Here is a 14,452-nt window from a genome sequence, read left to right on the forward strand (position 1 = left end):
GATCGGGCCGTCAAGTCCCGTCCTGCTCGTTATGCCGTTCGGTTCCTCAGAAAGAACCTTAACTGAACGGCATTAGCCCTGCGGGGCGCCTTTTCGTTTGTGCGGCGTTATTGGCGCCATGGCCCATGCGACGGCTGGCGCACGAATGTCGGCCGCCGTGATGGCCAGCCTGCTGTTCCGCGTCGATTTCCGCGCCAACCGTGGTGATTTCACGCCAGAGCGTCGATTCTCCCGTTTCAGGTCCGGAAAATTGCGATTCCAACTCCAAAAAGGACCAAGCCGATACGACGTCGCTCATGTTTCACGCGAACAACATTGGTTAAAATCGTAGGTTTATCGTAGTGTTCGCGTCGTCATCGGATCAGTTATTGCCATGGGCGACTGACGCATGCGCTGCGGCGAGTCGAAGCAAGCGAAGCACGTCAAGGGAGAGCCCGAATGCTGCTGGATGAACTGATCAACGAATTCGACCGCGGACTGCGCGCGGTGGTGGGCGTGAGCCGGATGACGCGTCCGGTGCCGGAGTCGGCCGGCGATGTGTCTGCGCCGGAACTGAGCGTCGAGGAGCGCCGCCACGCGGCCGGGCTGATGCGCGTGAACCATGTCGGCGAAGTCTGCGCGCAGGCGTTGTATCAGGCGCAGAAGCTGTCCACCTCGTCGCCGTCGCTGAAGGCGCTGTTCGAGGCCTCCGCGCGCGAGGAGGAGGATCATCTCGCCTGGACCATGCATCGGCTGAAATCGCTCGACTCGCGGCCGAGCCTGCTCAATCCGCTCTGGTACTCGGGGGCGCTCGCGATCGGGCTCGTGGCCGGCCGGCTCGGCGACAAGGCGAGCCTCGGCTTCATGGCCGAGACCGAACGGCAGGTCGAGCGCCATCTCGACGGCCACCTCGCCGAGCTGCCGGCCGGCGACGCGGCATCGCGCGCGATCGTCGAGCAGATGCGTGATGACGAGGCCAAGCACGGCCGCACCGCCACAGACGCCGGCGGCGCCGAGCTGCCGGCGCCGGCGCGCTGGCTGATGCAGGCGGCCTCGAAAGTCATGACGAGGACTGCCTACTATCTCTGATGCGCCAGTGGGACGCGGCCAGCGCCGCCTCCGCGTCGATCCGCCCGCCATTCCCGCCTTCCCCGCCTCCCGAACCCCCGCCATCTCGCCAGCTTGCGCGCGACTTTTCACGTATCACATTCACAACTTGCACTAGATCATTAATTTATAACGAATTTCGGTTTGAGGGCCGGCTTGAGGAGCCGCGCGTAAGTCCTTGTTCTAACTAACAAAATTCGTCAAAAAAACGTTCGTCTCCCTTGACCGTCCCTGACCCTTCCTCTAAAGTGGGAGACAGTGTGAGAAAGTGTATTTTTGTGTGATCTGGCGGGCAGTTCCGGTTAGATTCTCAGCGAATGTGAGGGGGCGCGGCGCCCCGGACGGGAGAGCGGAAAGTGTTCCAGGGGGCGTCGGCGCTGACGCTCGATGCGAAAGGGCGGATGTCGGTTCCGTCTCGCTATCGCGAAGCGCTGCAAGGACAGGCAGAAGGCCGGGTGACTGTGACCAAGCACCCGGACGGCTGCCTGTTGCTGTTTCCACGCCCCGAATGGGAAGTCTTCCGCGCCAAGATCGCCGCGCTGCCGATGGACGCACACTGGTGGCGCCGCATTTTTCTCGGCAACGCGATGGACGTCGATCTCGACAGCGCGGGCCGGATTCTCGTATCGCCGGAACTGCGGATGGCAGCCGGGCTTGAAAAGGAAGTCATGTTGTTGGGAATGGGAAGTCACTTCGAGCTGTGGGATGCGCAGACCTACACCGCGAAGGAGCAGGCGGCGATGGCGCAGGGCATGCCCGATGCGCTGAAGAACTTCACGTTCTGATTGCGGTGACGGAGACGCCCGCGATGGAAAACGGATTCCAGCACCGGACGGTGCTGCTCGACGAAGCGGTCGATGCGCTCGTGACGCGGCCCGATGGCCTCTATGTCGACGGCACGTTCGGGCGCGGCGGCCACAGCCGCGCGGTGCTCGCGCGGCTGGCCGACGGCGGCCGGCTGATCGCATTCGACAAGGATCCGCTCGCGATCGCGACGGCGCAGCAGATCGCCGACCCGCGCTTCTCGATCGTGCATGACAGTTTTGCGTCGCTCGGCGGCGCACTCGCCGAACGCGGCGTTGCGCGGGCGACGGGGGTGCTGCTGGATCTGGGCGTGTCCTCGCCGCAGATCGACGATCCCGAGCGCGGTTTCAGTTTCCGCGCGAACGGCCCGCTCGACATGCGGATGGATACGACACGCGGCGAATCGGCGGCCGACTGGCTCGCCCGCGCGTCGCTGCAGGAACTGACGGAGGTGATACGGGATTATGGGGAAGAACGGTTTGCTTTTCAGATTGCAAAGGCGCTTGTTGCTCGCCGGGAAGAATCCGATCGTCTCGGGCCCCTCGACAGCACGGGCGAGCTTGCCCAAATCGTGGGTCACGCCGTCAAGACACGTGAGAAGGGCAAGGATCCGGCAACCCGCACCTTTCAGGCTATACGGATTCACGTCAATCAAGAGCTTGCGGACCTGCAGGTCGTTCTAGAGGCCGCGTTGTCGTCGTTGGAGCAAGGGGGGCGGCTGGTCGTGATCAGCTTTCATTCGCTCGAGGATCGGATCGTCAAGCGGTTCATGCAGGCGCATTCCAGTGCGCCGGCGGTCGATCGCCGCTTGCCGATCCGCGCCGTCGACCTGCCGTCGCCGCCGCTCAAGCTGCTCGGACGCAAGTTCCCGAGCGACGCCGAAGTCGATGCCAATCCGCGCGCCCGGTCCGCCGTGATGCGCATCGCGGAGCGCGTCGCGCCATGAACCGCCTCAATATCTTCCTGCTGATCGTCGTGATGGGTTGTGCCTTGTCGGTCGTCAATTCGACCAATCAGCAGCGGCAGATCTTCTTCCAGTTGCAGCGTGCCCAGTCGCAGGAGCATCAGCTCCAGCAGGACTACGCGCAGCTGCAGTATCAACAGAGCGCGCTGTCGAAGACGTCGCGTATCGAGCAGTTGGCCAACGATTCGCTGAAGATGCAGCCGATCGCGACCGGTCGCACCCAATACCTGACGCTGGCGCCGGGCGCCGCGAAGGCCGTCGACGCGCCGCTGCCCACCTCGGCCGCGTCGGGCGTGCAGGGGAGCGCGCGATGAAGCCGCGTCAGCCGAACGTCAAGTTCGCGTCGAGTCCCGTGCTGTCCGTGCATCTGCCGATGTGGCGCTCGAAGCTCGTCGTGTTCATGCTGTTCATGGCGTTCTTCGCGCTGGCCGCGCGCGCGTTCTGGATCCAGGGGCCCGGTAACGCGTTCTACCAGAAGCAGGGCGAGAGCCGCTACCAGCGCACGCTCGAGCTGCCGGCCACGCGCGGCAAGATCCTCGACCGCAACGGCCTGGTGCTCGCGACGAGCCTGCCGGTGCGCGCGATCTGGGCGATTCCCGAGTCGGTGCCGGACGATCTCGGCGCCGACAAGCTCGGCGATCTCGGCAAGCTGCTCGACATGAGCACGACCGAGTTGCGCCGCAAGCTGTCCGAGGACAAGAGCTTCGTCTACGTGAAGCGGCAGGTGCCGATCGACGTGGCCGACAAGGTCGCCGCGCTCGACATTCCCGGCATCTATGCGCGCAACGAGTACAAGCGCTTCTACCCGGAAGGTGAGATCACCGCTCACCTGATCGGTTTCACGAACGTCGAGGACGAAGGCCAGGAAGGCGTCGAACTCGCCGATCAGAAGCTGCTGGCCGGCGTGCCGGGCAGCCGGCGCGTGATCAAGGACCGCGTGGGCCACATCGTCGAGGACGTCGACGAGCAGATGCCGCCGCACGACGGCACCGACGTGGACCTGTCGATCGACAGCAAGATCCAGTACATCACCTACGCGAACCTGAAGGCCGCGATCGAGAAGTTCCACGCCAAGGCGGGCGCGGCGATGGTGGTCGACGTGCGCACCGGCGAGGTGCTCTCGCTCGTCAATTACCCGACCTACAACCCGAACGACCGTTCGCACCTGACCGGCGAGCAGCTGCGCAACCGCGCGCTGACCGATGTGTTCGAGCCGGGCTCGATCATGAAGCCGTTCACGGTGTCGCTCGCGCTCGACCTGCACCGCGTCTCGCCGACCACGCTGGTCGATACCGGCAATGGCCATTTCACGCTCGATGGTGCGCCGATCAGCGACGATGCCGGCTTCGGCGTGCTGACGGTGGGCGGCGTGATCCAGAAGTCGAGCAACATCGGCGCGACCAAGATCGCGATGACGATGCGGCCCGAGGAAATGTGGAACATGTACACCAGCATCGGCCTCGGCCAGGCGCCGAAGGTCGGCTTCCCCGGCGCGGCGGCGGGCCGCCTGCGGCCGTGGAAGAGCTGGCGCCGGATCGAGCAGGCGACGATGTCCTACGGCTACGGCCTGTCGGTCTCGCTGTTCCAGCTCGCGCATGCCTATACCGCGATCGCCCACGACGGCGAGTTGATGCCGTTGTCGATCGTCAAGGCCAACGAGACGCAGCCGCCGCAGGGCCCGCAGGTGTTCTCGCCGACCACCGCGCGCGAAGTGCGCGAGATGCTCGAGAGCGTGGTGACGAAGAACGGCACCTCGCCCGACGCGGCGGTGCCCGGCTATCGCGTCGGCGGCAAGAGCGGCACGGCCTACAAGCAGGTCGGCCGCGGCTACGACCACAAGAAGTACCGTGCGTCGTTCGTCGGCATGGCGCCGATGCCGAACCCGCGCATCGTGGTGGCCGTGACGGTCGACGAGCCGACGGCCGGCAGCCACTTCGGCGGCCAGGTGTCCGGCCCGGTGTTCTCGACCATCGTCGGCGATACGCTGCGCGCGCTGAACGTGCCGCCGAACATGCCGGTCAAGCAGCTGGTGGTGTCCGACGACGCGGGCCCGGCGCAGGCGCAGCCGGCCTCCGCGCGGAAGCTCGCGGCGATGCCGGCCGGCCGCATGACCGTGTCGAGCACGGCTCACAACCGCCCGGGGGTGGTGCGATGAGCGCCGTGCGCAGTTCCCATCCGGCGCAGGCGCGAATCGCCGCCGCGCTCGCCTGGCTGCGCGAGCACGCGAAGCCGGGCGCGCAGCTGCACGCCGACACGCGCTCGCTGCAGCCCGGCGACGTGTTCCTGGCCTACGCCGTGGACGGTGCCGACAATCGGCCGCATCTCGCGAACGCGCTGTCGCGCGGCGCGGCGGCCGTGCTGGTGCAGCCCGAAGGCTTCGCCGGCGCCGATGCGCTCGACCCGGCCGTCGCGCTCGCGGTGCCCGGGCTCGATGCGCTGGCGGGCGAGATCGCCAGCGGCTGGTACGGCGATCCGAGCGACGCGATGTTCACGATCGGCGTGACCGGCACCAACGGCAAGACTTCCTGCACGCAATGGATCGCGACGGCGCTCACCGCGTTGCGCCGGCCGTGCGCGGTGATCGGCACGCTCGGCAGCGGCATGCCGGGCCGGCTCGTCGCCACCGGCTTCACGACGCCCGACGCGCCGCAGCTGCAGCGCAGCCTCGCGCAACTGCGTGACAGCGGCGCCCAGGCGGTGGCGATGGAAGTGTCGTCGCACGCGCTGCACCAGGGCCGCGTGAACGGCACCGCGTTCGACGTCGCCGTGTTCACGAACCTGACGCAGGACCATCTCGACTATCACCGCACCTTCGAGGCCTACGAGGCGGCGAAGGCGAAGCTGTTCGCCTGGCGCGGGCTGCGCCACGCGATCGTCAACCGCGACGACGCGGCCGGCGCCCGGCTGCTCGCCACGCTCGCGGGCCGCGTGCGCACCGTGGCCTACGGCATCGGCGCGCGCGACGACGCACCCGAGGCCGACCGCGCGCTGATCGCGAACGAGGTCCGCGCGACGGCGACCGGCACCGCGTTCCGGCTGACCTCGTCGTGGGGCGACGCCGACGTCGAGGTCGGCACGCTTGGCCTGTTCAACGTCAGCAACCTGCTGGCCGTGCTGGCCGCGCTGCTGGTGGCCGACCTGCCGTTCGACGCGGCGCTCGCCGAGCTGCGCCGGCTCGAATCGGTGAACGGACGCATGCAGCGGCTCGGTGGCCGGGTCGATCACGACGAGCCGCTGGTGGTGGTCGATTACGCACACACGCCCGACGCGCTCGACAAGACGCTCGAGGCGCTGCGGCCGATCGCCGAGGCGCGCGGCGGCGCACTGGTCTGCATGTTCGGCTGCGGCGGCGATCGCGACACCACCAAGCGTCCGCTGATGGGCGGCATCGCCGAGCGGCTCGCCGACCGCGTGGTGGTAACGAGCGACAACCCGCGCAGCGAGGCACCGCTCGCGATCATCGAACAGATCGCGGCCGGCATGCAGGCGCCGGAGCGGGCGCTGCGCATCGAGGATCGCGCCAGCGCAATCCTGCAGGCGGTGCGCGGCGCGGCGCGCGAGGACGTGGTGCTGCTGGCCGGCAAGGGACACGAGGCGACACAGGAAATCATGGGCAAGAAGCGGGAATTCTCGGATCAGGATCACGCGCGGCTCGCACTGGCCGCGCGCGCGACGCATGCGCACGGAGGCGGCGAATGACGATGCTGACGCTGCATGAAGCCGCTGCGCTGATTCCGGGCGCCACCGTGATCGGCGACGCGAGCGTCGCGTTCTCGCGCGTGTCCACCGACAGCCGCACGGTCGGCGAGGGCGACCTGTTCGTCGCGCTGCAGGGCGAGCGATTCGACGCGCACGACTTCCTGGCCGACGTCGCCGCGCGCGGCGCGAGCGCGGCGCTGGTGTCGCGCGAGGCCGCGCTGCCGGGCCTGCCGCAGCTGAAGGCGGCCGACACGCGGGTGGCGCTCGGCGCGCTCGCGCACGGCTGGCGCCGGCGCTTCGAGCTGCCGCTGGTCGCCGTGACGGGCAGCAACGGCAAGACCACCGTGAAGGAGATGATCGCCTCGGTGTTCGCGGCCGCGGTCGGCCAGGACGCGCGGCTCTCCACGGCCGGCAACTTCAACAACGACATCGGCCTGCCGCTGACGCTGCTGCGCCTCGCGCCGGCGCACCGGCTCGCCGTGATCGAACTCGGGATGAATCACCCGGGCGAAACCGGCACGCTTGCCAAGATCGCCGCGCCAACGATTGCGCTCGTCAACAACGCGCAGCGCGAGCACCAGGAATTCATGGCGACGGTCGAGGCGGTCGCGCTCGAACACGCGTCGGTGATCCACGCGCTCGGGCCGGACGGCATCGCCGTGTTCCCGGCCGACGACAAGTACGCCGGCATCTGGCGCGTGGCCGCCACCGGCAACCGGATCGTCGATTTCGCGCTGAACGACGACGGCCGCGCCACGCCCGCCGCGGTGACGGGCGCGACCCACGGCGGCGTGCTCGTGATGGACACGCCGGCCGGCCGCATCGAGGCGCGGCTGCGCGCGCTCGGCGCGCACAACGCGCGCAACGCGCTGGCCGCCACGGCTGCGGCGCTCGCGGCCGGCGTCGAGCCCGACGCGATCCGCGCCGGGCTCGAGGCGTTCGAGCCGGTCAAGGGGCGCCTGCAGGTCAAGCGCGCGGCGCTCGCGTCGCTGGCCGGCGCGATGCTGATCGACGACACCTACAACGCGAATCCCGACTCGATGCGCGCCGCGATCGACGTGCTCGCGCAGTGCGCGGCGCCGCGCGTGCTCGTGATCGGCGAGATGGGCGAGGTCGGCGACGAAGGTCCGGCGTTCCATCGCGAGATCGGCGCCTATGCGCGCGAGCGCGGCATCGACGCGCTGTACGCGACCGGCGAGGCCACGCGCGATGCCTGCGCGGCCTACGGCGCGGCGGCGCGCCATTTCGACGAAGTCGGCGCGCTGGTCGCGGCGCTCGATGCGGCCCGGTACGGCGCGGCGGCGACGGTGCTCGTGAAGGGCTCGCGCTACACCCGCATGGAGCGCGTGGTCGACGCGCTGACGAATCAACCCGCGTCGGGCACCGCGCCCGGCGTTCACTGAGAAGGAAGTCCGCAATGTTGCTGGCGCTGGCGCAATGGCTGCAAGGAGACGCAAGCTTTTTGCGCTTGTTCACGTACCTCACGTTCCGTGCGGTGATGGCCACCATCACCGCGCTTGGCATCGGCCTCGTCTGCGGCCCGTGGGTGATCCGCAAGCTGACCGAGATGAAGGTCGGCCAGGCGGTGCGCAAGGACGGCCCGCAGACGCACCTCGTCAAGTCGGGCACGCCGACCATGGGCGGCGTGCTGATCCTGATCGGCATCGCGGTCGCGACGCTGCTGTGGGGCGACCTGACGAACCGCTTCATCTGGATCGTGATGCTCGTCACGTTCGGCTTCGGCGTGGTCGGCTGGGTCGACGATTACCGCAAGGTGGTCCACAAGGATCCGCGCGGGATGTCGTCGCGCGAGAAGTACTTCTGGCAATCGGTGATCGGCCTGTTCGCGGCCGTCTACCTGGCGTTCAGCGTGTCCGAGGCGAGCAACGTGCGCGTCTTCGACCTGTTCATGGCGTGGGTGCGCAGCGGCCTGTCGATGGGCCTGCCGGCACGCGCCGACCTGATGCTGCCGTTCCTGAAGTCGATCAGCTATCCGCTCGGCGTCTGGGGCTTCATCGCGCTGACCTATTTCGTGATCGTCGGCGCGAGCAATGCCGTCAACCTGACCGACGGCCTCGACGGCCTCGTGATCATGCCGGTGGTGCTGGTGGGCGCCTCGCTCGGCGTGTTCGCCTACGTGATGGGCAGCTCGGTCTATTCGAAATACCTGCTGTTCCCGCACATTCCCGGCGCGGGCGAACTGCTGATCTTCTGCTCGGCGATGGGCGGCGCGGGGCTTGCGTTCCTCTGGTACAACACGCACCCCGCGCAGGTGTTCATGGGCGACGTCGGCGCGCTGGCGCTGGGCGGCGCGCTCGGCACGGTGGCCGTGATCGTGCGGCAGGAAATCGTGCTGTTCATCATGGGCGGGATCTTTGTTGCCGAAACGCTGTCGGTGATGCTGCAGGTCACCTGGTTCAAGTACACCAAGCGCCGCTATGGCGAAGGGCGCCGCATCTTCAAGATGGCGCCGCTGCATCACCATTTCGAATTGTCCGGCTGGAAGGAAACGCAGGTCGTGGTGCGTTTCTGGATCATCACGTTGATGCTCTGCCTGTTCGGGTTGACCACCCTCAAACTGCGGTAAAGGGATAGCAAGGATGTCTGGCGAGATGTTTGGAGATCGGCAGCGGCCGATGGTGCTCGTGCTGGGGCTCGGTGAATCGGGCCTCGCGATCGCGCGTTGGTGCGCGAGGCACGCGTGTCCGCTGCGCATCGCGGACACGCGCGAGGCGCCGCCGAATCTCGCCGCGCTGCGCGAAGCCGCGGCCGACGCCGGGTTCGTCGGCGGCGCGTTCACGCCGGCGCTGCTCGACGGCGGCGTCGAGATCGTCGCGCTGAGCCCGGGCCTGTCGCCGCTCGAGCCGGCGCTCGCGACGCTGCTCGCGGCCGCGCGCGAACGCGGCATCCCGGTGTGGGGCGAACTCGAATTCTTCGCGCGCGCGCTGGCCGGGCTGGCCGCGAACGGCTACGCGCCGAAGGTGCTCGCGATCACCGGCACCAACGGCAAGACCACCACCACCAGCCTGACCGGCCTGCTCTGCGAACGCGCGGGGCGCTCGGTGGCGGTGGCCGGCAACATCAGCCCGGCGATGCTCGACCGGTTGTCGGCCGCGATCGACGCTGCCGCGCTGCCGCAGGTATGGGTGCTGGAGCTGTCGAGCTTCCAGCTCGACACCGCGCAGACGTTCGCGCCCGACGCGGCGACGGTGCTCAACATCACGCAGGACCATCTCGACTGGCACGGCGGCTTCGCGGCCTACGCGGCCGCCAAGGGTCGCATCTTCGGGCCGCGCACCGTGCGCGTGCTGAACCGCGACGACGCCGAGACCATGAAGTTCATGCCGCCCGCGGCGGCGGCCGACGCGCCGCGCGCGATCACGTTCGGCCTGAACGAGCCGAACCGCGAGGGCGACTACGGCCTGCTGCGCGACAACGGCATCAACTGGCTGGTCGAGGCGATCGATCGCGACGCCGCCGACGAACCGGTCTCGCCGCGGCGCCGCAAGGCCGGCGCCGCGGTCGCGCCGACCCTGACGGCCAAGCGGCTGATGCCGGCCGACGCGCTGCGCATCCGCGGGCTGCACAACGCGGCCAATGCGCTGGCCGCGTTCGCGCTCGCGCGCGCGATCGAGCTGCCGAGCGCCGCGCTGCTGCACGGGCTGCGCGAATACCGCGGCGAGGCGCATCGCGTCGAACTGATCGCCTCGCTCGATGGCGTCGATTACGTCGACGACAGCAAGGGCACCAACGTCGGCGCGACGGTCGCCGCGCTCGACGGCCTCGCGCAGCGCGCGGTGCTGATCGCCGGCGGCGACGGCAAGGGCCAGGACTTCTCGCCGCTCGCGGCACCGGTGGCGCGCTGGTGCCGCGCGGTGATGCTGATCGGCCGCGACGCGTCGCAGATCCGCGCGGTGCTGGCCGACAGCGGCGTGCCGCTCATCGATCAGGCCACGCTCGAGGCCGCCGTGCGCGCCGCGAGCGAGCTGGCCGAGCCCGGCGACGCGGTGCTGCTGTCGCCGGCCTGCGCGAGCTTCGACATGTTTACCGGTTATGCGCATCGCGCCGCGGTGTTCCGCAGCGCGCTCGAGGACATCGCACTCGACAAGGGGACGTCGCTATGAGCTGGTCCGATCGCTTCGTCTCGCGTTTCATCAGCCAGCGCGAAGGCGGCAGCGCCGCCGTCGCGCGCCCGGCCGCGCGCACCACGCCGGCCGCCGGCGGTTTCGCCCACGGTCTCGGCGGCGTGCGCCCGACGCGCTCGCGGATGCTCGATTTCGACTACTCGCTGATGTGGGTGGCGATCGCGCTGCTCGGGCTCGGCGTGGTGATGGTCTATTCGGCGTCGATCGCGATGCCCGATTCGCCGAAGTACGCGGCCTATCGCGACTACGCGTTCCTGCTGCGCCACGTGGTGTCGCTGACGGTGGCGTTCGTCGCCGCGATCGTCGCGTTTCGCGTGCCGATCGCGACCTGGGACAAATACGCGCCGCACCTGTTCCTGCTCGCGCTCGTCGGGCTCGTGATCGTGCTGATCCCGCACGTCGGCAAGGGCGTGAACGGCGCACGGCGCTGGATCCCGCTCGGCATCACGAACATGCAGCCGTCCGAGATCATGAAGCTCGCGGTGACGATCTACGCCGCGAACTACACGGTGCGCAAGCAGGAGTACATGCACAGCTTCGCCAAGGGCTTCCTGCCGATGGCGGCCGCGGTCGGCCTGGTCGGCATGCTGCTGCTGCTCGAGCCGGACATGGGCGCGTTCATGGTGGTCGCCGCGATCGCGATGGGCGTGCTGTTCCTGGGCGGCGTGAACGGCAAGCTGTTCGGCGGCCTGGTGGCCACCGCGATCGGCACCTTCACGATGCTGGTCTGGCTGTCGCCGTGGCGCCGCGAGCGGATCTTCGCCTACCTCGATCCGTGGGACGAGCGCTACGCGCAGGGCAAGGCCTACCAGCTGACCCACTCGCTGATCGCGTTCGGCCGCGGCGAGTGGTTCGGCGTGGGCCTCGGCGGCAGCGTCGAGAAGCTCAATTATCTGCCCGAGGCGCATACCGACTTCATCCTCGCCGTGATCGGCGAGGAGCTCGGCTTCGTCGGCGTGCTGGTAGTGATCCTGCTGTTCTACTGGATCGTGCGCCGCGCGTTCGAGATCGGCCGCCAGGCGCTCGCGCTCGATCGCACGTTCGCGGGCCTGATGGCCAAGGGCGTCGGCATCTGGTTCGGTGCGCAGGCCTTCATCAACATGGGCGTGAACCTCGGCCTGCTGCCGACCAAGGGCCTGACGCTGCCGCTCGTCAGCTACGGCGGCTCGGGCATCCTGCTCAACTGCGTGTCGCTCGCCGTGCTGCTGCGCGTCGACTACGAGAACCGGGTACTGATGCGCGGGGGCAAGGTATGACGGCACGACAGCGCACGCTGATGGTGATGGCAGGCGGCACCGGGGGCCATGTGTTCCCGGGGCTGGCGGTCGCGCACCGGATGCAGGCGCACGGCTGGCGCGTGGTGTGGCTCGGCAATCCGGCCGGCATGGAGGCGACGCTGGTGCCGAAGCACGGCATCGCGATGGAGCCGGTGCGCTTCGGCGGGCTGCGCGGCAAGGGTCTCGCGACCAAGCTCCGGCTACCGTTCAACCTGCTGCGCGCCTGCATGCAGAGCCTCGGCGCGCTGCGCCGCGTGCAGCCCGACGTGGTGCTCGGCATGGGCGGCTACATCACGTTCCCGGCGGGCGTGATGACGGCGCTCACCGGCCGCCCGCTGGTGCTGCACGAACAGAATTCGATCGGCGGCCTTGCCAACAAGGTGCTCGCGAAGCTCGCGAAGCGCGTGCTGGTGGCGTTCCCCGGCGCGCTGCCGAACGCCGAATGGACCGGCAACCCGATCCGCGACGAGCTGGCACGCAGCGCACCGCCGGCGGCGCGCTACGCCGCGCGCAGCGGCCCGCTGCGGCTGCTGGTGGTGGGCGGCAGCCTCGGCGCGGCCGCGCTCAACGAAGTGGTGCCGCGCGCGCTGGCGCAGCTCGCGCCGCATGAGCGCCCGCAGGTGGTGCATCAGGCCGGCGCGAAGCACGTCGACGCGCTGCGCGCCAACTACGAGGCGGCGGGACTCGTGGCCGGCCACGACGTCACGCTCTTGCCGTTCATCGACGACATGGCCGCGGCCTACGCGAACGCCGACCTGGTGATCTGCCGCTCGGGTGCGATGACCGTCTCGGAGATCGCGGCGGTCGGCGTGGCCGCGCTATTCGTGCCGTTCCCGCACGCGGTGGACGACCACCAGACCACCAACGCGGCATTCCTCGCGGAGCAGGGCGCGGCGGTGCTGGTGCAGCAGCGCGACCTGTCGGCAGAGCTGCTCGCCGACTGGCTGCGCGGCCAGACGCGCGACTCGCTCGCGCAGATGGCCGAACGTTCGCGCTCGCTCGCGAAGCCCGACGCCACCGACGTGGTCGCGCGCGTGTGCGCGCAGGTGGCCGGCGCGAACCTGGAATCGAAGTCATGAAACACATCGTCAAACACATCCATTTCGTCGGCATCGGCGGCGCCGGCATGAGCGGCATCGCCGAAGTGCTGGTGAACCTCGGCTACGAGGTCAGCGGCTCGGACCTGTCGCGCAACGCCGTGACCGAGCGGCTCGCGGCGCTCGGCGCGCGCGTCGCGATCGGCCACGACGCGGCCAACATCGAAGGTGCCAACGCGGTCGTCACTTCCACGGCGGTGCGCTCGGACAATCCGGAAGTGCTCGCGGCGCGGCGCCTCGGCGTGCCGATCGTGCCGCGCGCGGTGATGCTGGCCGAGCTGATGCGCCTGAAGCAGGGCATCGCGATTGCCGGCACCCACGGCAAGACCACCACCACCAGCCTGGTGGCAAGCGTGCTGGCGGCCGGCGGCCTCGATCCGACCTTCGTGATCGGCGGGCGCCTGATCAGCGCCGGCGCGAACGCGCGGCTCGGCTCGGGCGACTTCATCGTCGCCGAGGCCGACGAGTCGGACGCCTCGTTCCTGAACCTGTATCCCGTCATCGAGGTGATCACCAACATCGACGAGGATCACATGGACACCTACGGGCACGACTTCGCGCGGCTCAAGCAGGCGTTCATCGAATTCACCCAGAAGCTGCCGTTCTACGGCAGCGCGGTGGTCTGCGTCGACGACCCGAACGTGCGCCAGATCCTGCCGTTCATCTCGAAGCCGGTGGTGCGCTACGGCCTCGCGCCCGACGCCGAGGTGCGCGCCGAGCAGGTGGACGCGCGCGACGGGCGCATGCATTTCACGGCGCACCGCGAAGGCCGCGCGCCGCTGCCGGTGGTGCTGAACCTGCCGGGCCTGCACAACGTGCAGAACGCGCTCGCGGCGATCGCGATCGCGACCGATCTCGGCGTGGCCGACGCGGCGATCCAGCAGGCGCTCGCCGATTTCAACGGCGTCGGCCGGCGCTTCCAGCGCTACGGCGAGATCGCGACGGCCGATGGCGCGGGCAGCTACACGCTGGTGGACGACTACGGCCACCATCCGGTCGAGATGGCCGCCACGATCGCCGCCGCGCGCGGCGCGTTCCCGGGCCGCCGGCTGGTGCTGGCGTTCCAGCCGCACCGCTACACGCGCACGCGCGACTGCTTCGAGGAATTCGTCAACGTGCTCTCGACGGTCGACGCGCTGGTGCTGACCGAGGTGTATGCCGCCGGCGAGGCGCCGATCCCGACCGCGAGCGGCGAGGCGCTGTCGCGCGCGCTGCGCGCGGTCGGCCGCGTCGATCCGGCGTTCGTCGCGACGGTCGACGAGGTGCCGGCGGCGCTCGCGCAACGGGCGCGCGCAGGCGACGTGGTGATCACGATGGGCGCGGGTTCGATCGGCGGCGTGCCGGGCCGGATCGCGCAGCAACAGCAACAGAAGGGATGAC

General features: G+C 69.1%; 13 protein-coding genes. 12 read left to right on the top strand and 1 reads right to left on the bottom strand.

Annotation, left to right across the window (positions count from 1 at the left end):
* Positions 1-58: 58 nt before the first annotated feature.
* Entirely contained in the window at positions 59-298 is a 240-nt protein-coding gene (locus BpN12_RS16825; RefSeq protein WP_246796638.1) for a hypothetical protein, read from the bottom strand.
* Between the two features lie 140 nt (positions 299-438).
* Between BpN12_RS16825 and coq7 the strand changes: the two genes are divergently transcribed.
* The 12 genes from coq7 to murC all read left to right on the top strand — a co-directional run bounded on the left by coq7 (position 439) and on the right by murC (position 14,451).
* Positions 439-1,068: a 2-polyprenyl-3-methyl-6-methoxy-1,4-benzoquinone monooxygenase gene (gene coq7 / locus BpN12_RS16830; RefSeq protein WP_246796639.1), complete on the top strand. Its 630-nt coding sequence runs from the start codon at positions 439-441 to the stop codon at positions 1,066-1,068.
* Between the two features lie 374 nt (positions 1,069-1,442).
* Positions 1,443-1,871 (top strand): division/cell wall cluster transcriptional repressor MraZ, encoded by a 429-nt coding sequence (gene mraZ, locus BpN12_RS16835; protein ID WP_012734541.1) that lies wholly within the window; start codon positions 1,443-1,445, stop codon positions 1,869-1,871.
* A 23-nt stretch (positions 1,872-1,894) separates the two neighbouring features.
* The gene (gene rsmH, locus BpN12_RS16840) at positions 1,895-2,836 is read left to right on the top strand and encodes a 16S rRNA (cytosine(1402)-N(4))-methyltransferase RsmH (RefSeq protein WP_246796640.1); all 942 of its coding nucleotides are present in this window, start codon (positions 1,895-1,897) and stop codon (positions 2,834-2,836) included.
* Positions 2,833-3,168: a cell division protein FtsL gene (gene ftsL, locus BpN12_RS16845; protein ID WP_246796642.1), complete on the top strand. Its 336-nt coding sequence runs from the start codon at positions 2,833-2,835 to the stop codon at positions 3,166-3,168. Before rsmH ends, ftsL begins: the two co-directional genes overlap by 4 nt.
* Entirely contained in the window at positions 3,165-5,009 is a 1,845-nt protein-coding gene (locus tag BpN12_RS16850; protein WP_246796643.1) for a peptidoglycan D,D-transpeptidase FtsI family protein, read from the top strand. Before ftsL ends, BpN12_RS16850 begins: the two co-directional genes overlap by 4 nt.
* Positions 5,006-6,553 (top strand): UDP-N-acetylmuramoyl-L-alanyl-D-glutamate--2,6-diaminopimelate ligase, encoded by a 1,548-nt coding sequence (locus BpN12_RS16855; protein ID WP_246796644.1) that lies wholly within the window; start codon positions 5,006-5,008, stop codon positions 6,551-6,553. Before BpN12_RS16850 ends, BpN12_RS16855 begins: the two co-directional genes overlap by 4 nt.
* Positions 6,550-7,956: a UDP-N-acetylmuramoyl-tripeptide--D-alanyl-D-alanine ligase gene (locus tag BpN12_RS16860; protein ID WP_246796645.1), complete on the top strand. Its 1,407-nt coding sequence runs from the start codon at positions 6,550-6,552 to the stop codon at positions 7,954-7,956. Before BpN12_RS16855 ends, BpN12_RS16860 begins: the two co-directional genes overlap by 4 nt.
* A gap of 14 nt (positions 7,957-7,970) precedes the next feature.
* Positions 7,971-9,140 (top strand): phospho-N-acetylmuramoyl-pentapeptide-transferase, encoded by a 1,170-nt coding sequence (mraY, locus tag BpN12_RS16865; RefSeq protein ID WP_042623769.1) that lies wholly within the window; start codon positions 7,971-7,973, stop codon positions 9,138-9,140.
* 25 nt (positions 9,141-9,165) lie between these two features.
* Entirely contained in the window at positions 9,166-10,677 is a 1,512-nt protein-coding gene (gene murD / locus BpN12_RS16870; RefSeq protein ID WP_246796647.1) for a UDP-N-acetylmuramoyl-L-alanine--D-glutamate ligase, read from the top strand.
* A complete protein-coding gene (gene ftsW / locus BpN12_RS16875; RefSeq protein ID WP_246796648.1) occupies positions 10,674-11,954 on the top strand; it encodes a putative lipid II flippase FtsW in 1,281 nt (426 codons plus the stop codon). Before murD ends, ftsW begins: the two co-directional genes overlap by 4 nt.
* On the top strand, positions 11,951-13,054 hold the full coding sequence (gene murG / locus BpN12_RS16880; RefSeq protein WP_246796649.1) for an undecaprenyldiphospho-muramoylpentapeptide beta-N-acetylglucosaminyltransferase: 1,104 nt from the start codon (positions 11,951-11,953) through the stop codon (positions 13,052-13,054). The genes ftsW and murG overlap by 4 nt, the downstream gene beginning before the upstream one ends.
* The gene (murC, locus tag BpN12_RS16885) at positions 13,051-14,451 is read left to right on the top strand and encodes a UDP-N-acetylmuramate--L-alanine ligase (RefSeq protein ID WP_246796650.1); all 1,401 of its coding nucleotides are present in this window, start codon (positions 13,051-13,053) and stop codon (positions 14,449-14,451) included. The genes murG and murC overlap by 4 nt, the downstream gene beginning before the upstream one ends.
* The last annotated feature ends 1 nt before the right edge of the window (position 14,452 follow it).

The organism is Burkholderia perseverans, assembly GCF_022870505.1.
GTDB classification, from domain to species: domain Bacteria; phylum Pseudomonadota; class Gammaproteobacteria; order Burkholderiales; family Burkholderiaceae; genus Burkholderia; species Burkholderia plantarii.

Excerpts from the sequence above, each read along its gene's own strand:
- BpN12_RS16825 (WP_246796638.1), bottom strand. The coding sequence starts at position 298 with ATGAGCGACGTCGTATCGGCTTGGTCCTTTTTGGAGTTGGAATCGCAA.
- coq7 (WP_246796639.1), top strand. The coding sequence starts at position 439 with ATGCTGCTGGATGAACTGATCAACGAATTCGACCGCGGACTGCGCGCG.
- rsmH (WP_246796640.1), top strand. The coding sequence starts at position 1,895 with ATGGAAAACGGATTCCAGCACCGGACGGTGCTGCTCGACGAAGCGGTC.
- ftsL (WP_246796642.1), top strand. The coding sequence starts at position 2,833 with ATGAACCGCCTCAATATCTTCCTGCTGATCGTCGTGATGGGTTGTGCC.
- BpN12_RS16850 (WP_246796643.1), top strand. The coding sequence starts at position 3,165 with ATGAAGCCGCGTCAGCCGAACGTCAAGTTCGCGTCGAGTCCCGTGCTG.
- BpN12_RS16855 (WP_246796644.1), top strand. The coding sequence starts at position 5,006 with ATGAGCGCCGTGCGCAGTTCCCATCCGGCGCAGGCGCGAATCGCCGCC.
- BpN12_RS16860 (WP_246796645.1), top strand. The coding sequence starts at position 6,550 with ATGACGATGCTGACGCTGCATGAAGCCGCTGCGCTGATTCCGGGCGCC.
- mraY (WP_042623769.1), top strand. The coding sequence starts at position 7,971 with ATGTTGCTGGCGCTGGCGCAATGGCTGCAAGGAGACGCAAGCTTTTTG.
- murD (WP_246796647.1), top strand. The coding sequence starts at position 9,166 with ATGTTTGGAGATCGGCAGCGGCCGATGGTGCTCGTGCTGGGGCTCGGT.
- ftsW (WP_246796648.1), top strand. The coding sequence starts at position 10,674 with ATGAGCTGGTCCGATCGCTTCGTCTCGCGTTTCATCAGCCAGCGCGAA.
- murG (WP_246796649.1), top strand. The coding sequence starts at position 11,951 with ATGACGGCACGACAGCGCACGCTGATGGTGATGGCAGGCGGCACCGGG.
- murC (WP_246796650.1), top strand. The coding sequence starts at position 13,051 with ATGAAACACATCGTCAAACACATCCATTTCGTCGGCATCGGCGGCGCC.